20 protein-coding genes are annotated in these 21,714 nt (G+C 37.1%); 8 read left to right on the top strand and 12 right to left on the bottom strand.

Annotated elements, in window-relative coordinates; genetic code table 11:
- Nucleotides 1–36: 36 nt before the first annotated feature.
- Together FLJC2902T_RS10005 and FLJC2902T_RS10000 are read right to left on the bottom strand one after the other, a co-directional pair.
- Nucleotides 37–807 carry an ABC transporter ATP-binding protein gene (locus FLJC2902T_RS10005; RefSeq protein ID WP_023579670.1) on the bottom strand — a complete coding sequence of 257 codons (771 nt, stop codon included), beginning with the start codon at nt 805–807 and terminating at the stop codon, nt 37–39.
- A gap of 1 nt (nt 808) precedes the next feature.
- Nucleotides 809–1,552: an MlaE family ABC transporter permease gene (locus FLJC2902T_RS10000; protein WP_035678236.1), complete on the bottom strand. Its 744-nt coding sequence runs from the start codon at nt 1,550–1,552 to the stop codon at nt 809–811.
- 491 nt (nt 1,553–2,043) lie between these two features.
- On the opposite strand from FLJC2902T_RS10000, the gene FLJC2902T_RS09995 reads away from it, so the two are divergent.
- A complete protein-coding gene (locus tag FLJC2902T_RS09995; RefSeq protein ID WP_023579668.1) occupies nt 2,044–3,285 on the top strand; it encodes a hybrid sensor histidine kinase/response regulator in 1,242 nt (413 codons plus the stop codon).
- Nucleotides 3,286–3,373: 88 nt separating this feature from the next.
- Here FLJC2902T_RS09995 and FLJC2902T_RS09990 read toward each other — a convergent pair whose 3' ends face one another.
- Entirely contained in the window at nt 3,374–4,222 is an 849-nt protein-coding gene (locus tag FLJC2902T_RS09990; RefSeq protein WP_023579667.1) for a glycosyltransferase, read from the bottom strand.
- A 148-nt stretch (nt 4,223–4,370) separates the two neighbouring features.
- On the opposite strand from FLJC2902T_RS09990, the gene FLJC2902T_RS09985 reads away from it, so the two are divergent.
- From FLJC2902T_RS09985 to FLJC2902T_RS09965, 5 genes are all read left to right on the top strand, one after another.
- Nucleotides 4,371–5,492, top strand: coding sequence for a hypothetical protein (locus tag FLJC2902T_RS09985; protein WP_023579666.1), 1,122 nt, complete (start codon nt 4,371–4,373; stop codon nt 5,490–5,492).
- 1 nt (nt 5,493) lies between these two features.
- Complete coding sequence (locus tag FLJC2902T_RS09980) at nt 5,494–6,261, top strand: FkbM family methyltransferase (RefSeq protein ID WP_023579665.1); 768 nt, start codon at nt 5,494–5,496, stop codon at nt 6,259–6,261.
- 109 nt (nt 6,262–6,370) lie between these two features.
- A complete protein-coding gene (locus tag FLJC2902T_RS09975; protein WP_023579664.1) occupies nt 6,371–7,846 on the top strand; it encodes a lipopolysaccharide biosynthesis protein in 1,476 nt (491 codons plus the stop codon).
- Nucleotides 7,847–8,130: 284 nt separating this feature from the next.
- Nucleotides 8,131–8,706, top strand: a complete 576-nt coding sequence (locus FLJC2902T_RS09970; protein WP_023579663.1) for a hypothetical protein — start codon at nt 8,131–8,133, stop codon at nt 8,704–8,706.
- Nucleotides 8,707–8,708: 2 nt separating this feature from the next.
- A complete protein-coding gene (locus FLJC2902T_RS09965; RefSeq protein ID WP_023579662.1) occupies nt 8,709–9,539 on the top strand; it encodes a T9SS type A sorting domain-containing protein in 831 nt (276 codons plus the stop codon).
- Nucleotides 9,540–9,849: 310 nt separating this feature from the next.
- On the opposite strand, the gene FLJC2902T_RS09960 is transcribed toward FLJC2902T_RS09965, so the two are convergent.
- Both FLJC2902T_RS09960 and FLJC2902T_RS09955 read right to left on the bottom strand, forming a co-directional pair.
- Nucleotides 9,850–10,626, bottom strand: coding sequence for a mechanosensitive ion channel family protein (locus FLJC2902T_RS09960; RefSeq protein WP_245594750.1), 777 nt, complete (start codon nt 10,624–10,626; stop codon nt 9,850–9,852).
- A gap of 516 nt (nt 10,627–11,142) precedes the next feature.
- Entirely contained in the window at nt 11,143–12,852 is a 1,710-nt protein-coding gene (locus tag FLJC2902T_RS09955; RefSeq protein WP_023579660.1) for a hypothetical protein, read from the bottom strand.
- Nucleotides 12,853–13,434: 582 nt separating this feature from the next.
- On the opposite strand from FLJC2902T_RS09955, the gene FLJC2902T_RS09950 reads away from it, so the two are divergent.
- Nucleotides 13,435–15,108, top strand: coding sequence for a T9SS type A sorting domain-containing protein (locus tag FLJC2902T_RS09950; protein WP_023579659.1), 1,674 nt, complete (start codon nt 13,435–13,437; stop codon nt 15,106–15,108).
- Nucleotides 15,109–15,319: 211 nt separating this feature from the next.
- Here FLJC2902T_RS09950 and FLJC2902T_RS09945 read toward each other — a convergent pair whose 3' ends face one another.
- The 4 genes from FLJC2902T_RS09945 to FLJC2902T_RS09930 all read right to left on the bottom strand — a co-directional run bounded on the left by FLJC2902T_RS09945 (nt 15,320) and on the right by FLJC2902T_RS09930 (nt 17,078).
- On the bottom strand, nt 15,320–15,712 hold the full coding sequence (locus FLJC2902T_RS09945; protein ID WP_023579658.1) for a VOC family protein: 393 nt from the start codon (nt 15,710–15,712) through the stop codon (nt 15,320–15,322).
- Nucleotides 15,713–15,728: 16 nt separating this feature from the next.
- A complete protein-coding gene (locus FLJC2902T_RS09940; protein WP_023579657.1) occupies nt 15,729–16,100 on the bottom strand; it encodes a VOC family protein in 372 nt (123 codons plus the stop codon).
- A 110-nt stretch (nt 16,101–16,210) separates the two neighbouring features.
- Nucleotides 16,211–16,699: a GNAT family N-acetyltransferase gene (locus FLJC2902T_RS09935; RefSeq protein ID WP_023579656.1), complete on the bottom strand. Its 489-nt coding sequence runs from the start codon at nt 16,697–16,699 to the stop codon at nt 16,211–16,213.
- Nucleotides 16,700–16,766: 67 nt separating this feature from the next.
- Nucleotides 16,767–17,078, bottom strand: a complete 312-nt coding sequence (locus tag FLJC2902T_RS09930; RefSeq protein WP_023579655.1) for a hypothetical protein — start codon at nt 17,076–17,078, stop codon at nt 16,767–16,769.
- Between the two features lie 390 nt (nt 17,079–17,468).
- On the opposite strand from FLJC2902T_RS09930, the gene FLJC2902T_RS09925 reads away from it, so the two are divergent.
- Nucleotides 17,469–17,981, top strand: coding sequence for a hypothetical protein (locus FLJC2902T_RS09925; protein ID WP_023579654.1), 513 nt, complete (start codon nt 17,469–17,471; stop codon nt 17,979–17,981).
- Between the two features lie 87 nt (nt 17,982–18,068).
- Here FLJC2902T_RS09925 and FLJC2902T_RS15855 read toward each other — a convergent pair whose 3' ends face one another.
- The 3 genes from FLJC2902T_RS15855 to FLJC2902T_RS09910 form a co-directional block, all read right to left on the bottom strand.
- Nucleotides 18,069–18,536, bottom strand: coding sequence for a hypothetical protein (locus FLJC2902T_RS15855; RefSeq protein WP_023579653.1), 468 nt, complete (start codon nt 18,534–18,536; stop codon nt 18,069–18,071).
- 157 nt (nt 18,537–18,693) lie between these two features.
- Complete coding sequence (locus FLJC2902T_RS16245) at nt 18,694–19,893, bottom strand: hypothetical protein (protein WP_023579652.1); 1,200 nt, start codon at nt 19,891–19,893, stop codon at nt 18,694–18,696.
- 318 nt (nt 19,894–20,211) lie between these two features.
- Complete coding sequence (locus tag FLJC2902T_RS09910; RefSeq protein ID WP_023579651.1) at nt 20,212–21,447, bottom strand: nSTAND1 domain-containing NTPase; 1,236 nt, start codon at nt 21,445–21,447, stop codon at nt 20,212–20,214.
- Nucleotides 21,448–21,714: the final 267 nt, after the last annotated feature.

Genomic DNA, 21,714 nt, shown 5'->3' with positions numbered 1-21,714 from the left:
TAAAAAAAACGGAGTCAATTTTAACTCCGTTTTTTTTTATAATTTATCGGCTCTGTTCTGAGCTTTTCGTACTTTTTTGAATAATTCCGAGGAGTAAACAAAGTCCACAATAGCTTCGTTATCGGTTTTGAAAATTTCTTTTTTGGTGCCTTCCCAAGCCAGAATTCCTTCTTTCAGAAAGATGATCTTTTCGCCAATTTCCATCACCGAGTTCATATCGTGTGTGTTCACAACCGTTGTGATGTTGTATTCCTCTGTGATTTCCTGAATCAGATTGTCGATAACCACAGCGGTTTTCGGATCCAGACCCGAGTTGGGTTCGTCACAAAATAAATATCTCGGATTGTTTACAATCGCACGCGCAATCGCCACACGTTTCTGCATTCCTCCGGAAATTTCGGAAGGTTTCTTTTTGTGGGCATTGATCAGTTTTACACGATCGATTACGAAATCTACGCGCTCCTGAATCTCTTTCGGTGATTTATTCGAAAACATTTTCAGCGGGAAACCGATATTTTCTTCCACCGTCATCGAATCGAAAAGGGCACTTCCCTGAAATACCATTCCGATTTCAGTTCGCAATTCTCTTTTTTCATCGGCGCTCATATTCGAATAAATACGGCCGTCGAAAGAAATGGTTCCTGCATCCACATTATGAATTCCCAGCAAGCTCTTAAGCAAAACCGTCTTTCCGGAGCCACTCTGACCGATAATCAGGTTGGTTTTTCCGGTTTCAAAAGTGGTCGTAATTCCTTTTAAGACTTTCTGTTCCCCAAAGGATTTTTCTACGTTTTTTACCTCAATCATCTTATTTGCTTAACAGTAATTGCGTTAAAATATAATTCACCAAAATAATCGCTACCGACGTCCATACGAAAGAAGTCGTACTTGCTTTTCCCACTTCAAGGGCACCACCTTTCATATAATATCCGTGAAAAGACGGAATCGTTGCCAATAGAAAGGCAAAACATACGGTTTTGATAAACGCATAGGTAATATGAAACGGAATAAATTCCACCTGAAGTCCGGTCTGAAATTCGGTACTGGAGGCAAATCCGCCGTAAACACCGGCAATCCATCCGCCAAAAATCCCTAAAAACATGCTTATGCCAATCACAAATGGATACAGCATTAAGGCTACGATTTTCGGGAATACCAAATAGTTCAATGAGTTTACACCCATCACTTCCAAAGCATCAATTTGTTCCGTAACCCTCATGGTACCTATACTTGAGGTAATGAACGACCCCACTTTACCGGCCATAATGATGGAAATAAAGGTAGGGGCGAACTCCAGAATTACGGATTGTCTTGTGGCAAAACCGATCAAATATTTCGGGATCAACGGATTGGTAAGGTTTAACGCGGTCTGAATCGCCACAACCCCGCCCACGAAGAACGAAATGAATGCCACAATACCAAGGGAACCAATAACCAAATCGTCCGTTTCCTTCATGATGAGTTGCTTCATCATGGACCATTTGGTAGGTTTATTGAAGACTTCCTTCAACATCAAAAAGTATTTTCCTATCTGGGATAAATATCGAATCATAGTGTAATGAAAATATCGGCTAAAATACCAATTAGTTATGAGTTTTGAGTTATGAGTTATGAGTTTTTTGGGCGTGTCCTTTCAGGTCGGGCTTCCCGATAGCTATCGGGACGCTGTATCTTTTATAGATCTCGTTAAAAAAACGAGATCCATAAAAGGATGCCGCTCCTATCCCTCACGCGGTCTGTGCCAAGATGAAATGATGTGTGAAATAGTACAAGAATATTTCTGCAAATCTGTAAAGGGTATTTGTTTGGTAGGTGTTATGTTTTACAATTCATTGCAAACCGTGACTGCAAACTGTTAGGATTTCGGTTTTCCCAATTCATTTTAACTTATGTAACTTAAAGATTATGATAAAATTTTCTTTTCCTTTTTTTATATGCGGTAACTTTGTAAAAGTCAAGTAGTTATTGTTTTTGTTGAGTATAGTATGAGACGAATTAACCCCGGATGAAAACGAAATGTGGTATTAATTTAAATCAGAAGATATGAACACGAATAAACCATCATATGAAGAGTTGGCTACTCAAGTGGCGGTATTGAAGGAGCAGGTAATAAATCTGTCCTCGATGCTGAGTGAGACCTATAGGGGGTATGGATTGGTTACGGATAGTCTGGAAAATGAAAAATTACTGGAAAAGAAAGCTTTAAATGCAGCGTTGATTGAGTCGGTTTTGCGTAAAATTAAAATGCCTTTGGACACCATTGCCGGTCTGGCCGGTTTATTGAGTGCCTCTAAATCGGAATTTAAAGAAAAGGATAATTTTGCGGAAATCATCGTTAATTGTTCCAATGAATTGCAGGGAATTGTTTCTGAATTTTTAAATTATAATTCTTTGGAATTACAGAAAGAAGTGGTCGAACTGCAAAAGGTTTCTTTAAATGAATTGCTGGACGATCTGAAAATTAAATTTGGCGTGCAGGCATCCTATAAAGAATTGAATTTCCGAACCAAAAAAGGATTGCCTGACGGTGAAGATACCGTTATGATTGACGAAAATAAGATTACTCAGGTATTCACCAGTCTGATCAATAATTCGTTGAAATTTACGGATAAGGGTTTTATAGAAGTCGGTTACCGATTGGCAGATAATGAACTGAAATTTTATGTGAAAGACACTGGCGCTGGTTTGGATAAGAACCTTGTTGAAAAACTCTCCGCTTCAAAGTTCGAATTGGAAAAATATGTCGATGAAACCAGTAATGTAGGTTTGGGGTTTGCTACGGTTAAGCGCTATGTTGATTTGTTAGGAGGGGCACTAAAAGTAGATTCAGAACTGGGCGTGGGAACCGTTGTTTATTTCGATGTTCCTTATGTTCCTGCACCAGTGGATGTGGAACCGGTTTCGGTTAAAAAAACAATCAAAGTATTGGTTGCCGAAGACGAAGAAATCAGTTTTTTGCTTCTGAAATCATTGCTGGAAAAAGGTAATGTTCAGATTTTTAGAGCTAAAAACGGAGAAGAGGCTTATGAGATTTATAAAAACAATCCGGATATCAATCTGATTTTAATGGATCTTCGCATGCCTCAGGTTGACGGGTATACAGCAGCACAACTCATTAAAAATGAAGCACCTGAAATACCTATCATTGCGCAATCGGCGTATCTTCTTGAGGATGAAAAAGGAGTTTACGGACAGGCATTCAATGATTTTCTTTCAAAACCGGTTAATAAAAAAGAGTTTCAACAGGCTGTAAATAAATATGTTGATGTGTCTTTTTTGAATTAAATAACGAATTTATCCGATACGATTTTCAATTGCAAATCATTTCAATAGTAGTATTGGGGTGATTTGTTCGTTTAAGGCAAAAGTGATTTTAAAACAGTTTTTCTTTCATCTTCTTCCAACGATACTTCCGGATAAATTTAGCCTGTTCTTCCGTGACCAAAAGCGGTTTTCGCTCCGATTTGGCTTTCCAGAACCCTTTTATGTAATCCAAAAACAAAAGTGGTTTCCCTTTACGCATTGCCAGTTTTAAGGAGGCGATACCCGTGATGAAAAACCCGTAGCCCAAAGTGTAAAATGCTTCGCCCTGTTTGTAACGCGAGGCTTTGTTGTAGTTGGCCCCGGTAGGTTTCAAGTGTTTTACAATTAAACGTTCATCGGTAACGACTTTCCAGTTGTAAAATTTGCAAAGCAATTCGTCTACCGTGTCCCAACCCATCGCCGGTCTGAGTCCGCCAATCTGTTTGAAACAGGCTTTCCGGTAGGCTTTAAACGCACCGCGGATGTGATCTTTATCGGTTAAATTCTCTAAAATCCAGTCGCCATTTTTCTCGATATACGCAAACCCTCCCGCCATTCCGATGGTGTCATCTGATTTGAAATGGTTCAGTATCGTCTCGAAATAATTGGCGGGAAAAATCAAATCGGCATCTGCCTTTACGATGATGTCGTAGTTTTCGTCAATCGTTTCCAATCCCTTGTGAAACGCCTGAATCACTTTGCTTCCCGGCAAATGAATCGCCTCCGAAGTTTTGTTTACCAATGAAATCCATGGATGTTTTTCGGCGAAAGCCTTAACAATTTCTTCGGTCCTGTCGGTGGAATTGTCATTCACGACTACCACTTTTGAAGGCAAAACGGTTTGTTGCACCAACGATTCAAGGGTAAGTGAGATGAATTTTTCTTCGTTATGTGACGGAATTACGATGTAATATTTCATGATTGTACAAAAGTAGTGTGTAATTATCTTTATTTTTGTGGGATTATAAAGAATTTTAGTTGCTAAGTGGCAAAGTTGCTGAGTGACTGAGTAGCAAAGTTACAGAGTTATAAAGTATAACTGTAGTGTCATCATCAATTTTAAAACTTTGGAAAAGAAAAAAATAGCTTTTATCGAACTCGAAACGCATTCCGCTTTGCTGGAGCAGTGGTACTTACTACTGAAGGAAATGCAATCGGTGGATTTTTTCTTTTTTGTGAGCCCAAAAGTAAAGAGTAAAATTACTGCGATTCCAAAGGATTGCATGACGTTGGTTCAGAATGCCAAAGAAATCGAATCGAAACTTGCCGGTTTTGATGCTGTGGTTGTCAATACGTTTCATCGTCATTTTGAGCAGTATCAGACGATTTTAGAGCAGAAGAAGGGTTTGGTGGTGTTACACAATCTCAATTTCAGTCTCTTTTTCAAATCGGTTAACTTGCAAAATATCTGGACCGAAAAAGCACGGTTGACCTATTTTCTGAAATTGTATTTCGCTGAAAAAATAAGGTCAAGACGAAAAGCCATTTTAAAAGCAGTTGGTTTTGGCGTCTTGTCGCAGAGCCTTTTCGATGAGGTAAACAGCAGAAGCTCATTGGCTGCTAAAACAAAACTGATTCAGATGAATTATTGCCAGTCGCATTCTTTTCCGGCTTCAGAAGTAATCAACATTGTCATGCCCGGTAATGTTTCCGGTAAACGTAAAGACATTAAATCTTTATTTGAAGTTCTTCCGAAGTTGAATCCGCAATCGAAACTGCATTTCACCTTTTTGGGGAAACCGGAATCCGATGAGGTGCTGAAACAACTTGAAGATTTAAAGCAAAGCTGTTCCGATAAAATAACCATTACACATTACCATCGTTTTATTCCGTGGGAGGAATACAGCGGGGAGATTGCCAAATCCCATTTATTGTTGTGTCCGATTAAAAACGAAACCTCATTTTACCTGGTGGATGAAATCTACGGAAAAACGAAAGTCAGCGGTAGCGAGGCCGATTGCATTTATAACGGTAAAATCGGTTTATTTCCAACGTCCTATCCGAAAATGAACTGGCACAATCTGTATTACGAAAACGCCTCCGATTTGGAAGCGATTTTGAATAATCTTACCCTTGGACAACTTTCTTCGGAATACGAAAAATTACAACCCTATTTGAAGCAGTACACCTTCGAAAGCGTGAAAACCCATTTAGAAAACCAATTACTGGCTTTGGCCAATTCAAAATAAAATGCTGAAATTCTTAATCAAACTGGCCTACAGATTCTGGCCATCGTTATACAAAAAACGGTATTACAAAACGTTGGATTCGCTTTCCACGGATAATTACAAATGCGAACCGGAATTGCTGTACCTGAATCAGATTCTGAAAAGCGATTCGGTGTTTATCGACATCGGAACCAACAAAGGGATTTATTTATACCAAGCCGAAAAAGTAATCAAAACCGGTAAAGTCATCGGATTCGAACCGAACAAAAGTCTGGTGAATTACATAAAACCGTTATTCCCCAAAGCCGAAATTTATCCTTTGGCCGTTTCGTCGCATTCGGGTACAGCGGTGTTGAACATTCCTAAAAAAGGCGATGGGTTACAAGATACAAGGGCTTCTTTGGAGGCAATGGGTGAGGATGTTGAGAAAGTCGAAATCCAAATGGTGGCTTTGGATGAATTTGCGAAAGAGCAACGATGGTCAAAAATTGATGTGATCAAAATCGATGTGGAGGGCCATGAATTCGATTCGGTAAAAGGCTGTACGGAAATCCTGAAAAACATCAAACCGATTTTCATCATCGAAATCGAACTGCGACACGCCCATTATACGATTAAAGATATTTTTGATTTTATCATCGGTTTTGGTTACGAAGTGTTTTATTTCGACCGAAAAACATTGCAAACTGTTCCGTTTGACGTTGCGCAAATCGCCGATTTTCAGAAGGACGAGTATCTGAATGATTTTAATTCATATATTAATAACTTTATTTTTATTCCGAAGTTGTGAGAGACAAGAGACAAGAGGCAAGAAAACTTCTATGTGTTGTATAGTCATTTGAATTTTATATCGTAATTCGTAATTGATAATTTGAAATTCCTAATTCGTAATTAACAGTATGTCCGTAGTAGCCAGACAAAGTATAAAATACAGTTTCGTGGGGTATTTCAGTTTTTTAATTGGAACGCTCGCCACGTTTTTTCTGTATCCCAACGATTTGGAGTTTTACGGAAAACTGCGTTATGTGCTTCCGGCTGCCGAACTGATTCTGCCGTTGGTTACCATCGGAATGGCGTATGCTAACGTGAAATTTTACCCGAAACTGTCCACGGAAAACCAGCATCATAACCTGTTGAAATTTTCCATGCTTTTTACATTGGTTAATTTCACTTTCGTGTTTTTGTGCTTCCTCTGCATTGGTTTTTTCTCCGATTATTTTCGCGGAAAAGATTTATGGTCGATGCGATATTACATCTTTGCCTTGGTTTTTTTACTTTCCTTTCTGCAACTGTTTTCCAAATACATTTCGATAAAAAAACGCATCGTGGTTCCTAATATCCTCGAGAACAGCATGCCTAAGTTTGGTGGGATTGCGGCTTTTGCAGCCTATTTTTATTTCGGTTGTTCGGAGGTGGTTTCCATTGGAATTTTCGTTGCGTTCTATGTGGTGTCATTGGTAATCATGTTCGCCTATCTGTTGCGATTGGATCCGTTGCCCATGCAGACATCCTTTTCCTTTTTATACCAGGACAATTTTAAAAAGGAGTTGTTTTCCTATGCCTTCTACACGCTTTTGGGAAGTATCGGAAGCATCATCGCACTCCGTATCGATAATTTTATGGTGGGCGAATTCATCGGTTACAAGGCCAACGGAATCTACGCCATCGCTTTTTCCATAGTCGGACTGATAAGCGTGCCGTCGTTAGGGGTTTACACGATTTCATCACCAATCATTGCCGATTATATCGCCAAAAACGACATGGAAGCGTTGGATAAATTCCACAAAAAAACATCCCTGCATCTCTTTCTGCTTGGTGCTCTTTTATTGGCTATGATTTTGGCCGGGATGAACGACTTGTTCTCCATCATGAAAAAAGGCGAGGAGCTGATGAATGCGAAAGGGGTGATTTATTTTCTCGGATTTGCCACTTTATTTGACCTGGCTACCGGATTTAACGGATACATTATTTCCTATTCGAAGTATTACAAATTCAACATCATTTCGATGCTGTTTCTGGCTGTGGTAACGGTAGTGAGTAACCTGCTGTTTATCTCGTTCACCGATTTGGGTATTACCGGCGTGTCCATAGCGACGTTCATTTCGTTAACCCTGTTCAATGTTCTGAAACTGAACTTCAATTACCGTAAGTTTGGAGTGCATCCGTTCACCAAAGATTATATCAGCATAATCGTTTTGTTATTCCTCTCGTTGATAATAGGTTTACTGGTTCCGGATTTCGGAGGGAATCATTTTGTCAATATGTGTTTAAAACCGATGGCGGTGCTTTTGGTTTTCTTTTTCGGGAACCATTTTTTTAAGATAGTCGAAATTAAAGAACTGTTGCCCAAATCACTGTTCGGGAAGAAAAATTGATTTTTTTTGAAAGCTTCCCGATAGCTTGGAATTTACCGGCCAACCGTTTTCCGGATTTTCATTACTCCCGACTGTGATCTTTTAGATTTGTAAATTAGTTCGAAGACGTTCAGAACAGGTACAAATGTTTTTCTTATAAAATAAGATTTTTACTTCAAAATTTTCAGTACATTTGGTTTCGGCCGTGATGACTCAACCGCTATTGCTTAATCCGAGCGAAGGGAACAGACAAAGGACGTTGCAGAAAGCAGGCCTGAAGAAACTATTACTTAATCAACGATACGATGAAACAAATTATTTTTTTATTTATTACTTTTTACGCTAACAGTATGCTTGCTCAAATTGTGTCTAAGGATTTGAATTTTGACTCAAATTCTATTGAAAAAGCATTGAATTTAATACCGGTAGGAAAGGAGGGGAATTTTGGTTTTAATACAAGAGAAGAGTTTACTGATTCTAAATTAGGCGTGCCCTTAATGGTTGCCAAAATTAACAATGATGGAAAATTATCAGTACAAAATGAATGGAGGATACCGGTTGTTGTAAATAATGAATACAGGTTGTTGTTTACGGTCATAAAAAATACAAAAGGTGAATTTGAGATTGTCGATCTTGGAGGTTCCTCTCTTGCTAAAGAAATTAATACTGTCGTTATTAATGGGAAGAGTCCTGACGTATTACTTAGAAGCTATGATTTTAAAATAGATTTTTTATCTGTAAACGAATTAATTAATGCTCCAGGGTTTCAAAATTGTATTGTCCCTTTGCAATCCGCACAAAATTTCTTTTTATCCGGTAAAGGAGTTTCTCTAGGAGAGAAAATTTCCAAGCAAAAATTAACTGAATTAATTTTACAATAATTATGAAAAAAACAATACTTTTTTTCGTTCTGTTTTTATCATTATACGATCTAAAAGCACAGCAGTTAAACGTGCCTCAAGTCATTCAGGAGCAGAACCAATGGTGCTGGGCAGGTGTTTCAAAATCTATTCTTAATTATTATGGAACGAATGTTTCACAATGTCAAATAGCAGATTATGCCAGACAGGTTATTTCGTGGAATAATTTCGGTTCGGTAAATTGTTGTACAAATCCTAATTTAGGATGTAATTATTGGAACTATGCCTGGGGATATTCGGGCAGTATACAGGATATTTTAGTTCATTTCAGCAATATTCAGAATTATGGTTACAGTAATGCCTTGAGTTTATCTCAAATATCAACACAAATAGGTGCAGGCAGGCCGTTTGTAGTGCGATGGGGCTGGGTTTCCGGTGGAGGACATTTTGTGGTAGGTCACGGAATTAACGGAAGTAATATTTCGTATATGGATCCGTGGTTTGGGGAAGGATATCATATAAGTACCTATAGCTGGTTGGTTAATGACGGAAATCATAATTGGACGCACACCAATATTTTGACAACTAATTTAAGTACAGGTGAAAATCAAGTTTCCGATTTTGAACTTTATGTGTATCCCAACCCTGCTCAAAATGAGGTTACTATTAAAGGAGCAGACATTATTGAAGATGTTAAAATGTATGATGTTGCCGGTAAATTGATTAAACATCTGAATCATAATCCAACAGATAACAATGTAAGTTTTGATGTCTCAGATTGCGAAACAGGCCTTTACTTTTTTGAAATTCAAATAGGAGGAAAAAAATATCTTAAAGAAATAGCTATTGATTAACCTCGTGCCGGCAAGGATTTAAGTTGAAATACGATTGATTTTAAATCCATTATTCTACCTAGGTTAAGCACACACATTGCGGCTGATTTTCCACACGGAAATTCAGCCGCAATGTGTTTTCTATAGAACTTATGGAAATAGAACTACCCCAACTGCCCCGAACATCTCGCTCGTTAAAATCAGCGCTATCGGGTGGCTGAGGTTCCAGAAGCCTCGCTTTTGATGATGCTTTGTTAGCAGCAGATGCTATTGCTCTTCCAAGGCATTACAGTGATTAACTCTGGAAGAGGTTGAATCGCAATTCAAGCGGTTATTTACTTATTATCACTCTGGTTGGAATTGGTCCGGAAACATTATTTTTATCCCAGGCATTTTTCACATCTTCCTGAACAGTAAAAAATGCGTCCCAGTAGTCAGCTGGAGTTGCATAAGGGCGAATTGCCAGCGAAATCATTCCATCACCCACTTTAATTACATTTACGGATGGAGCAGGTTCCTTTAAAACAAACCTGTTTGCTTCAATTGCCTGCATAGCAATCCCACGCGCTTTTTCAATATCGCTGTCCGGTGCTACCGCCATTGTAATATCCACACGTAGATTACCGTGTCGACTATAATTAATTATTGTACTATTTGATACACCACCGTTAGCAAGTATTACTGTTTTGTTTTCAGGCGTAAGTAAAATGGTGTTGAAAATTTGGATTTCCTGAACACTTCCTGTTTGTCCGCCGGATTCAATTACATCTCCGACTTTAAAAGGTTTAAAAACCAATAGTAAAACTCCGCCCGCAAAATTTGCAAGCGATCCCTGCAAAGCCAAACCTACGGCCAGACCCAAGGCACCAATCACGGCAACAAAAGAAGTGGTTTGAATGCCCAACATTCCGGCAACGGAAATAAGAAGCAGAATTTTCAATCCGACACTCACTAAGCTTCCCAGAAAAGATTGTAAGGACACATCAAGTCCGCGTTTGATTAGCCCTTTGGAAATAAGTCGTGACACCGTGTTGATTAAATAAAGTCCTATGATAAAGACTAATATCGCACCTAGAAGTTTTGGACCGAACATTGCGAGCCACTCCATAAATTTTTTCGAGTAAATATCCAGATTATCCATATTGTGTTATTTATTGCGGTTTATTTAATATGTTTTGTAAACAAACTATGAAAATACGTATGCAAAAAAATACGCCCTTTGACCTCGTACAGTCCCGGTGTGGGCTTATCAATTCTTTTGAAAAAGAGCTTTAATATAGATGGGGCTTTTGTCAGTTTTTTATGTAACTAACTCACTATCAAATATAAGAATAAAGTGAGACATGTGCAATCACTAAATTTGTGGTTTTTAAAAAGTTAACCGTATTAGTCATCACTCTAAAACATCATTAAAATAAAAAACCACAACTGTTTGCGGTTGTGGTTTCTTATTCATTCTGTTTGTGGGATAGGATTGTGCCCGAAGCTTTAGCCGAACTGACGAAGTAAATTGAAGCTGGCCTTTAGATTCATAAAGAAGTTAAAAAAAATAAAGAGGCTATCTTTTTAATACAGCCTCTTTAATTTATTCATCTTATGTTGAAAAGCATAAAAAAATCAGATGTTAATTTCTTACATATTCTTCATCATAAATTTTAATTCTGTTTGCGGATATAAACTGAGCTGTATCCGGATCGGGGTTGCCGTTATAATTTATAGTATTTCCTGTAAATGTACCAGTACCAGACTCGGAACCATTCATAGCGGTATCAGCAGCATCATTTTCTATAGTACAATTTGCTGTGTTATAACTGATATTATAGTTTGTTTGTAAATCATTCCAGGTAAAGTTAAATGTGCCATTTTCGTTAAATTGGAATGAGCCAGTTTTTGATTCTTTGTAAGCCAATATAGATGGACATTGCGTAGTATAATGATTAACATAAGTATTACAAGGTATTCCATTGTTCCATGTTGCCATAGTCCAAGAGCCGACAAGGGATGGTTGAACATTAATTGGGAAGTTCCCTGAAAAACTACTGAAATCATCAGTATAGGAATATTTTAAATTGCCATGAACCGGATAACTTGACGGATTTCCTATGATTTTAACTTTTAGATTTATTTGTCCGTCTCCTTGTAAAGTAGAAGAAACAATTTGAAGATTTGGATGGTCAGTGCTGAAAGATAATTTGTTAAAAATTTCCTGCGTTACCGTTTCAGGCGTTTGATTGCTGGTTGAAGGTACAGTCCTCATTGTAACATTCGGAATATTATCGAAAGGATTGTAATTGTTTATATAACCGATAATGTTATTTAGTGAAATTAAAGCGTCACTGTAAATTACATAACCGTCAAAGAAACTCTTCAGAAGTGTATTAGCGGAAATTGAATCGGAAGTATTTACACTTCTTCTATATGTTTTTATGGTTTCTATGGTTGAGACATTGTCAGATAACGATAGATATGTTTCATTTGTATTTCTTTCAAGGGTTCCAAGATTATTGGAAATCGCTGTATTTACGGCAACACATCGTGCTTCAATAAATTTTATAAAGTTAGTGATTATTGTGTGAAGTGCTACCGCACCTAAAACCGAGGCTACGAATTTTGTAGCTTTGATTACGGCTGCTAATGAAGGTAAAGGGATAGCTGCAAGTATGTCTGTTACTTTATCAACCGCCCAATATACGGCAATAGTCGCGGTACCGATAAGAAACAGGCGTAAGGCGTTTTTGGCTACAGAAGTAGGCGTGTATCTTTCATGGGTCGAGTCAATGCCTGATTGCATAAGAAAATCAAAAGATGCTTTATTTGCTTTATATAATTTTGCGACAACTTCCTTTTCTTCGGTGGTCGCATTAGTGTAGTAATCTTCAAAAGCAGCAATTAAGCCTAAGGAAGTTTCATATTCTGGCTCTACAGGAGAGACATTTTCTAACCCCTGAGAAAAAGTGTTTAAATTTCCGAAAAAAGAAGATACTGTATTTTCAACGCTCTCAGAAAGTACAGTGTCTTTTACATCATAATGAACAGTCAGATTATCTAAAGATGGGATTATTAAATCCGATTTACCTATTGCTGCTAAAGGTGACACGACAAAAGTTAGTGTATTTGAGTTGCCTCTAACTAAGGAAACTGTTTCTCCTCCTAAAGTTCCTTGGTATTCATTCTGCATAAGGTTGCTGTTTAATGTAACAGTTACCGCCTGAAAACGAAATATTTCCCCTCCATTTTCATTTGTTGATTCAATAGCGTCCTCTTTAGAACAACTTACCAGAACCAGACATAATGTAAGAAAAAGAAAGGCGTACCGGGATACTAGCTTTGTCATATTTTATTGTTTTAAATTAAAAATTAAATTTCGACAAAAATACTAATTAATTGATTAATTAATTAAACATTAGGGAGGTGTATCAGTGCGTATTTTTATCTGCGCACTATGGTTTCTGATAGGTTTAAAAAAGTTACGTTTTTTGAGTCTATTTTGGTATAACTAAAAATAAGTCACAGATAAGGAAAACCCAGATGCGCAATGTCTTCCTACTTTTTAATTCATTAAATTAGTACAAATAAAAAAGCTTTAACTTAATGCATTGCTTTCAAATAGTGTCTTACTTTTTAGGGGCAGTACATATAAAACCTTCTTTTTTGCAGCGATAAAAAAAGCACCTATTATCAAATGGATAATAACTACGAAAATTTACACCACCAACGCTATAACGTTGTAGTCAAAGTGTATTTAGTACTACAGCCGTCTGAAAAATGGTATATCTGATTGTTAATAAACGTGATTCTGTATTCATAACAAAAAACAACTATTTTGTGAGATAATAAAAGTGGGAAGTAAATAAAATCTGCGATAAGTTCAAAATAGTAAATTAGCCACAACTATTAATCTAAATTGTAACATTTTATGAAAAAAACTCTACTATTTACTTCTTTTGTTGCATTGTCCTTGTTGGGTTCTCAAAAAACAATCGGACAAAACCTTCAGACAATTCCAATTCAGAGTGGTTTTAATGCAGATGTGATTGCCAATGGTGTCGGATCAGCTTCAACGTCCACGAATAGCGATGTTGACGGAGTGAGTTATGCCTTTGTTTCGAGAGACTTTCAAGTCACTGCAGCCAGTCCCGCATTAACGTATGGACTTCCCGTAAACGGACTTATTAATAGCGCTGTAAGTTCTCCAGCTGGGTTAAGCTACCAACTCGCTTCGTATAGTGGCAACAACGCTTTACGACTTCAAAACACTAATGACTCCGGAACCTTACTCTTAACCAATCCTTTGGCGGCAGTCAATTTATACATGTTGGCTACAGGAGGAAGTGGTGCCTGTACGGTAAATGCAACTGTGAACTTTACGGATGCTACAAGCCAAACATTCACTAATATCAGTATTTCAGACTGGTATGGCGGAAGCAATTTTGCAATACAAGGCATCGGAAGAATTAATATTAGTAATGACGGTTTAGAATCCGGTGGCGGGACAAATCCCAGGCTTTATCAAATTCCGTTAGCCATCAGTGCAGGCAATCAATCAAAACTTATACAAAGTATTACTGTTACAAAATCAGGAACTGGCGGAATTCCTAATATCTTTGCTTTTTCAGCAGATGCATATACGAGCTGTCCGGGACCTTCTAATATCACTTATACATCAACTACTGATGGAGGAATTTTTAACTGGACTGCACCATCCAGTGCGCCATCATCCGGTTATCAATATTACTACAGTAGTTCTTCAACACCACCAACGGCTTCAACACCACCAACGGGTAATATTGCTGCAGGGGTAACTACTCTTACCCTTACAGGGCTTAACATAGGCGCTACCTATTACCTTTGGGTTAGATCTAACTGTGGGGCCGACCAAGGCTTTTGGCAAATGAAAATGTTTACAACAGGGCAAGTCGTTACTACTTATACAGCAGGGGATATTAATACTGAATATGCATCCCCAGCACCTACAACAACAAGTTCAACTTCATGTCCGGCGACATTAACAATAAATGTTCCCCCAGGTTATCAAATCGGATCAACCGATGTTTCTTATAGTATGACGGGAGCAGGTGGTGGCTATATGAGTGAGCAAAGAAGTTTTTTGGTATGTACTACTAACAGTGCATCTGAAGCAGCATTGGCATCGGGAGTTGGTAACGGTGGAACCTATTCGTATAACAGGACTGGATTAACGATTGCTAATGGTCTTACAGGTAATGTTAGCTTCGAACTTAGAGCGTGGAGAACATGGGGAGGGACTGGTTGCGGTACTAATTACAACAAAGTAGATAACAATACCTGGAAAGTAACCGTTACTCTTGTACAAGCACCTTTATCTGCAACAGAAGTAACAAAACAGCAGGAGATAAGAGTTTATCCAACCCCATTTACAGATATGATTCATATTGATAAAGCAGATGAGATAGAAACTATCGTTCTTTCAGATCTTGCCGGCAAGAAGGTGAAAACTATTGCGCAGCCGCAATATGCTATTTATTTAGGAGATTTAACAGCCGGTGTTTACTTTCTTAACATGACCCTAAAAGATGGTAGTGTGAGAGTCACTAAAGCCATAAAGAAATAAATTTCTTAACAACAAAAAATGAGGCATCAATTGCCTCATTTTTTTGTTTAAATTTTTGATGATCTTTAAATTTCATGCAAAAATTCCGCAGATTGGTAGCGGATTTACTTCGACAGTTTGGCTGTGAATAGCTTGAGCTTTCGAAGAAAGAGTCATCTAATGCAAATTGTTTTAAAGTTGTAATAGGACTGTTCCTTTGCTGTTCTTACGATTATTTCATCGAATGTAAACCGATGGTATTTCCCTCCGTGTCCATTACAATGGAACAGAACCCATACTCTCCTATAGGCATTTTGGGTTGTAAAACTTTTCCGCCGGCCTTTTCTACGCGGCTTTCTTCTGTCGCGCAATCCTCACAGGCAAAATAGACTAAAGTTCCGCCGGTTCCCGGATTCATGTTTTCCATTTTTACCAAAGCACCACTAATGTTTCTTTCGTTTTCAGCCCAGGGAAAGCTTATCATTTGCATTTCTCCCATTCCTTCGGGCATCGGAAGTTCAGCCATTTGTATTGCTAATATGGTTTCATAGAATTTTTGAGCTCTGCTCATGTTCTCTACATAGATTTCTACCCATGTAAATGGATTTTTTGCTTGTGCTGTCATATGTTTTGTGTTTAAATTATCGGTGTTGGTCAATTAGAATGTTGTTTCCGTCAGGGTCTGTTAAGGTAATGTGTGCCGGTCCCGTGGTAGTTGCGTCTGCTTCCGTCCTTAATTGTATTCCGCAATTCTTCAGATGCTCCTGAATCACTCTAACATCATCAAAAGGTTCAATGTTTTTGGCATTTTCATCCCAACCGGGATTAAAGGTGATGATGTTTTTGTCAAACATCCCCTCAAATAAACCAATTATGGCGTTCCCGTTTTTCAGTATCAGCCATTTTTGATCGATGTTGCCGCCCAGGGTTGTAAATCCTAAGTTCTCGTAAAATTCTCTTGATTTGTTGATGTCTTTTACGGTCAGACTAACTGAGAAAGCGCCTAAATGCATAGTGTTGATTGTTTAATTAATTTTTTCTTTTTTTTTATCATAGAATGCGCAGCGGGCCAAAACCCACAATAGCGTAAAACATGTGTTAGCGTTTCTTTGTTATACAAATTTTAGCTTGAGAGTTTGTAGATAAATTCTTCAATTTCTACTTGTCTTGCATTGGCAAAGCCTTTGTTTGTTCCAATTTTTATAAAGCCACACTTTTCTAAAACTTTCTGTGAACCAAAATTATCGAAGGCTACACGTCCATAAATTGGTCTGGTTAATTCCATTTTTAAAAAATCGTTTAGTGCAGTCGTTGCTATTCCCTGTCCCCAAAATTTCCGGTCAATCCAATAAGTGATTTCTGCGTCGCCTTCCATAACAAACTTTGCAATACTTCCTACTATAACATTGTCAAGAAGGATTGTTTGATTGTTTACGGTTGGGTTGTCCAACAATGCTGTGTATTTATTTATATATGCCTCTTTGTCGGTGGGGTCTTTCGGCATAAATGCAGCTAAATATCCGCCTTCTTTGTCAAGTTGAAATTGAAATAAAGTGTCCAAGTCTGAAATTTCGGTCGGTCTTAATTTAATATCAGGTTTCTTGTTTGTCATTTTGTTTTGTCAGTCTTAAATTAGATAAATTTCTTTTCTAGTGTGAGTTTCGGTACAATGACCACTTTTAGCTGACGTTGAATTGTTTAACCGTGATTTTGATTTCGATTTCTTCCTCCTTCTTTCCATTCTCTGTATTTTCCTTTTTTTCTACCTTCATTTCTAAGCCATTAAGATTTATTATGTAATCAGAGAGGTTCTTAATCTCTTTACCATTTAAAAAAAATTTAAGTTTGGTTTTTTGAAAAACCTCACTATTCTTGACAATGTTATCAATGAATTCTTTTAGATTTTGTTCTAAATCCTGTCCTGAATCTTCTTGAGCAATGCCAAGCAACGGTATAAATAATGCTAAAATGAAAAAGGTGAATTTTTTCATGGATTTTTTAGTTTTTGGTTTTTGTCAATGTGAGCTAATTTGAACATGTATGTACAATCAAACGCTGTCTTTTATCAAGAAGATTTGATTATGTACTAAGATAACAATTTGTAATTAAACTCTTTATGTTGTAATTAAAGTTTAGTAATTTTTTACGGTTGTAGTTTTTATTTATTCTGTTTGTGGGTACGGATTCCTTTGGCTGTCGCTACGCTCAAGTGTAACTCCGCGCTATTTGTTGTGGACATATTCGCATTATCGGGTTTTTGGTATATTTGTAACCATCTGTGACAAAACCCTCAACCCATGTTGAGGATTTTTATTTTAGTATTTCAAAAACTGCTATAACAACAAACTAAAAATTGTATTGAATTAAAAATCAAACTTTAAATGAAGAAAATTTTATTTTTTATCTGCCTTATCCTATTAATATCCTGTTCAAGTGATAATGATAGCGATAATAAAAAAGCCGTTTTGACACCTATTTTAAAAAGTATAGAAACCTGGAAATTAATAAGTATTAAAGATGAATCGGGCAATGAAATAGCAAACGATTGCGAACTTCAAAATGGCAGAATTGTTGTAAATGACGATCAAACAATTGCTGATCCTTTCCAACAAACAATAGCCACCATAACAGAGGGAAAACTTGAAGGTCAGGAATGTCATATAGTAACAACTACCAATATTCATTGGTATGATTTTATGGGTTTGTTGCAATGCACTTTTCCGAATAATGGTTACATTTTTGATTACAATTGTACACGTTCATATGATAACGATCACAATGTGTACAAGACGATAACTTTATCCCGGTATTACGGTGATATAGGTGCTTATTATTTTGGCGAGTATCAAAAAACTTATAAATATATTTTGGAAAGTACAGTATATCCGGAATGATAAGTCCCCGATGCGCAGCGGGGTTACTTCGTCAGTTTTTATAAAGCCTCGGGTACAAGCCACAAATTCGTCGGCAATATCTTCGAACTAGCGGGGAGTAAATCTATTGAGAAATAATTTGAAATTTGCTTTCTCTTTAGTGCCGATATAGATAAAACGGTTTGTTTCTTTATTGAAAAAAGCGATTGCATCACCGTGATGAGCATTGTAAAGCAATCCGTCATTCAAGATGCGGATGCCTATGCCATAGTACCAAGGTGCGTTCATATTTTTAGAAACAGAAAAATCAAGAACATTCGTTTTCCAGCTTTTTTTAATCAGGCCTATGCCAAAGGAGACAGATAATTCCGTATCGGACATTCTTGTATCCATTTTATAGAATAAAAGCACTGCGATTAGTAATGGTACAGAAACTATTGCAATGGCTAACATGCCTTCTTCTTTGTTAGGTGACAAAGTGCTTATGAGTAACAGAATAGCTAATGATATAATCATTGTCAAAATGAATAATGTTAGGTATTGTCTCTCGAAAAAAATGTCGTTTTGTTGTTTCATCGACTGTATTTTAAAATTTAGACCCTGCTCGGTAAAGTGGGAGACTTTGTGTGCTCATTTATAGAACAAAAACAAAAAGCTACAACTTAATGATGTAGCTTTTCTTTTTATTGCACAGTATAAAACGTCTAGTTGCTTTCTTTTATTTATAATATGTTTAAAAAACAATCTGACTTTCAGTAACCGTTCCGCGGATTATCTGTGTGATTTCTGTTTCTTCAACTTTTAAATATTGATTCCCTTCTTCAACAAGGATTTTTCCGCGTTTCCCCTTGATGCCTGTGTTTCCATTTTGTCCCTTGTTTCCTTGAACTCCATTATTTCCTGGGGCTCCACCTTTACCGCCTCCGGAAGGTCCTCTCCAGATGTCACCATTTCCGCCTTTACCACCATTTCCACCTTTACCACCATTTCCACCGTTTCCACCGTTTCCACCATTTCCACCATTACCAGGCTCTCCACTTAGATTATTTACCACATATAATAATGGAGAAATCGAAGAATTTAGTGAATATATTTTTACAAATCCGCCATCACCACTATCGCCACCGTCGCCACCGTCACCACCGTCACCACCATTTCCGCCATTTCCGCCATTTCCGCCATTTCCACCACCTTTTGAGCCTCTGCCACAGCCAGACTCTCCACCATTTCCGCCTTTTCCACCATTTCCGCCATCTTGTCCTTTCCCTCCATCTTGTCCCTTGCCACCATTTCCACCATTTCCGCCTATAGAATTAATGTATATTTCCGTATTAGGATGGAAATTTTTACAAATGAACACGACCGCACCTGCAGGTGTCCCGTCTTGTCCAAAATTCCCAAGATTACCATTGATACCCTTTTGCCCATTCTGTCCTGATTTTCCACTACCACCACTCTTTGCACCCCATCGTCCTCTTGATCCGCAACCTGCATCTTTTCCGCCTTTACCTTTTTTGCCATCAGTTGCTCTATTATTGATGTTTAAAGCAGGATTATTAGACTCTATCCCATTTTCACCAATTGCTCCTTTCGTGTTTTCTATTGTCAATACACCTCCACCATAATTAGCGAAAATATTTAAATCGGACTCTGAAGATATTTTGGAACTTGTACTTGTAATAATGGAGTCACAAATAATTACGATTGCATAGTTATTTCCTTTCGGATTGATAATTTTAATATTGTTTTTTATTATTAAAACTTTTGTTCGGATTGTAGAAAGGGTTTTTGTTTCATCTCCATTTTCTCCCCATATGGTTGTATCTGAGTCATATTTTTGGTTAAGAATGGAAGAAATTAAATCTTCTTTGCTAGTTTGTCCGAATGTGTGAAAGCAAATGAATAGTAGTGCTAAGATGATAGTTTTTTGCATAATTTTTTATTTTTTATTAATGTTAGTTGAATTCGAGCGATTCATTAAATGTTTGACTACCTAGGGATATACAACAAAAAAGATAGTTTTTTTAGCTTTATATAATCTCACTAGTTCGATTTTAATTCTTTCACAGAAAGCATTTCAGCGATGTCTGTTGTCAAATCCCCCTCTAGTGCGAGCATCTTGCTTATGCCACAATCTAATTCAAATCTATTTTCAAAACAGTTAAACGCTATATGGGTACGAGCAGGAAGTTCGCGCTATCTGAAGGACTTTGCGAAGCAGGTGAATTACAATTGTTTTTAGAATTAGTGTTTAGTCTTTCTCGATAAATGATTGAGCGATTTTAATAAAACTTGGCATTCGCGGGTCATTAAATCTATAAACGCCTTTCGCAATTCTTCTTAAAATGTTTGAATTGTCTTCAGAAACAATTTTTTGAAAATGATTATTTAAATGTCCTTGCGTTATATCGGTCTCAAATAAATCCTTGTATTTTTGTCTTAACTCTGAAGCTTTAATTTCTTCAGCATTACTACAAGCCGCTGCTAAAAGAATTTTTTTATATTCATCAGTAGCAGAAGATCTTACGGCATTGTCATAAGCTTGTTTTAATGTGCCTTCTGAATCATCTACTGCTCTTCTAGTTGCTTCGATAATATTTTTAAGATTAATATCTTTTCTTTGGTCTAAAATTGCATCTTCGGCGGATTTTAGAGCAAGAAGATGTGTGAAATGGGGATATCCGGAACTAACTTTTACGATTCGTTTAATTGCAGCATCATTAAACTTTAAATTTAGTTTCTTTTCCCCAGCTAAAATAATAGCTTCTAATTCATCATCTATCATTCTGCTAATTCGAGTTTCTTTAAGACATCTTTGGACTGAAGGGTGTCCAGCTGTCAAGTCAGAACTGCTTTCAGCAATTCCAACAATAAATAATTTAAATTTTGAAGCACAATCACTTAGTTGTTTTATAAGTTCCGCTATCTTTTTTTTGTCTTCATCGTTGGATAGAATATCAAATTCATCAATTAAAAGAATACCATCAACACCTCTCAGTTTTTCGCAGACCCAACTTGGTGAAAGGGAAGATTGCCCATGCCCTTGTACTTTTGAAACATGGGATTTTCCAAGGCTAGGTAGAATAGGGACGAGCGATTTATCCGAACCGATAGCTCCAGAGGTGGTTTTTTGTGTTTCTAATAAATCTATGTTAACATCAACATCATTTAAAGGAGATCTCAAAATAGTTGCGAAATTATCGTAACTGTCGCATCTTTTTTTATAGAGTTTTCCGCTTATAACATTCCGAATTAATAAATCGCAAGTAATATTAGCTAAGGAACTTTTGCCAACACCTCTATCTCCATAGACTAATGCATGCTGTCCTGGAGTATTGAGATATTCAATGATTCTAGTTACTTCCATTTCTCTACCACAAAAAAATTCAACTGTTTGAATTGGTTGATGTGGAGTGAAAATCTCTCTAACTTTTGAGTCTTTAAGTTTTCGTTCTTTATGAAGTCCAAAGAAGTCATTTTCTATCATATTCGTTGTTTTAAAGTTGCTTATGCCTTGTTTAGATATGTTTGGTTGAATCCTGTTTTATAAGAGAATTTTTTTTGTCGCACTAAGATACAAATTTGTAATAAAAACACTTCAAATCAATATGGTTGATTATCAACAAAGTTGTGAGTAATTTAGCTGTAATGATTCCCTAGTGCAATTCTCCAAACCTACCCATAAAAAACCACCTACACAATCACCAAAATTGGTGATTTTTTGGCTACTGCATTATTGTAGACTATAAAGAGA

The sequence above is a fragment of the Flavobacterium limnosediminis JC2902 genome (genome assembly GCF_000498535.1).
Taxonomy (GTDB): domain Bacteria; phylum Bacteroidota; class Bacteroidia; order Flavobacteriales; family Flavobacteriaceae; genus Flavobacterium; species Flavobacterium limnosediminis.
This window is presented reverse-complemented; position numbering and strand designations above follow the sequence as displayed.

Coding starts and splice junctions, on each gene's coding strand:
- FLJC2902T_RS10005 (WP_023579670.1), bottom strand. CDS start 807: ATGATTGAGGTAAAAAACGTAGAAAAATCCTTTGGGGAACAGAAAGTC.
- FLJC2902T_RS10000 (WP_035678236.1), bottom strand. CDS start 1,552: ATGATTCGATATTTATCCCAGATAGGAAAATACTTTTTGATGTTGAAG.
- FLJC2902T_RS09995 (WP_023579668.1), top strand. CDS start 2,044: ATGAACACGAATAAACCATCATATGAAGAGTTGGCTACTCAAGTGGCG.
- FLJC2902T_RS09990 (WP_023579667.1), bottom strand. CDS start 4,222: ATGAAATATTACATCGTAATTCCGTCACATAACGAAGAAAAATTCATC.
- FLJC2902T_RS09980 (WP_023579665.1), top strand. CDS start 5,494: ATGCTGAAATTCTTAATCAAACTGGCCTACAGATTCTGGCCATCGTTA.
- FLJC2902T_RS09975 (WP_023579664.1), top strand. CDS start 6,371: ATGTCCGTAGTAGCCAGACAAAGTATAAAATACAGTTTCGTGGGGTAT.
- FLJC2902T_RS09970 (WP_023579663.1), top strand. CDS start 8,131: ATGAAACAAATTATTTTTTTATTTATTACTTTTTACGCTAACAGTATG.
- FLJC2902T_RS09965 (WP_023579662.1), top strand. CDS start 8,709: ATGAAAAAAACAATACTTTTTTTCGTTCTGTTTTTATCATTATACGAT.
- FLJC2902T_RS09960 (WP_245594750.1), bottom strand. CDS start 10,626: ATGGAGTGGCTCGCAATGTTCGGTCCAAAACTTCTAGGTGCGATATTA.
- FLJC2902T_RS09955 (WP_023579660.1), bottom strand. CDS start 12,852: ATGACAAAGCTAGTATCCCGGTACGCCTTTCTTTTTCTTACATTATGT.
- FLJC2902T_RS09950 (WP_023579659.1), top strand. CDS start 13,435: ATGAAAAAAACTCTACTATTTACTTCTTTTGTTGCATTGTCCTTGTTG.
- FLJC2902T_RS09945 (WP_023579658.1), bottom strand. CDS start 15,712: ATGACAGCACAAGCAAAAAATCCATTTACATGGGTAGAAATCTATGTA.
- FLJC2902T_RS09940 (WP_023579657.1), bottom strand. CDS start 16,100: ATGCATTTAGGCGCTTTCTCAGTTAGTCTGACCGTAAAAGACATCAAC.
- FLJC2902T_RS09935 (WP_023579656.1), bottom strand. CDS start 16,699: ATGACAAACAAGAAACCTGATATTAAATTAAGACCGACCGAAATTTCA.
- FLJC2902T_RS09930 (WP_023579655.1), bottom strand. CDS start 17,078: ATGAAAAAATTCACCTTTTTCATTTTAGCATTATTTATACCGTTGCTT.
- FLJC2902T_RS09925 (WP_023579654.1), top strand. CDS start 17,469: ATGAAGAAAATTTTATTTTTTATCTGCCTTATCCTATTAATATCCTGT.
- FLJC2902T_RS15855 (WP_023579653.1), bottom strand. CDS start 18,536: ATGAAACAACAAAACGACATTTTTTTCGAGAGACAATACCTAACATTA.
- FLJC2902T_RS16245 (WP_023579652.1), bottom strand. CDS start 19,893: ATGCAAAAAACTATCATCTTAGCACTACTATTCATTTGCTTTCACACA.
- FLJC2902T_RS09910 (WP_023579651.1), bottom strand. CDS start 21,447: ATGATAGAAAATGACTTCTTTGGACTTCATAAAGAACGAAAACTTAAA.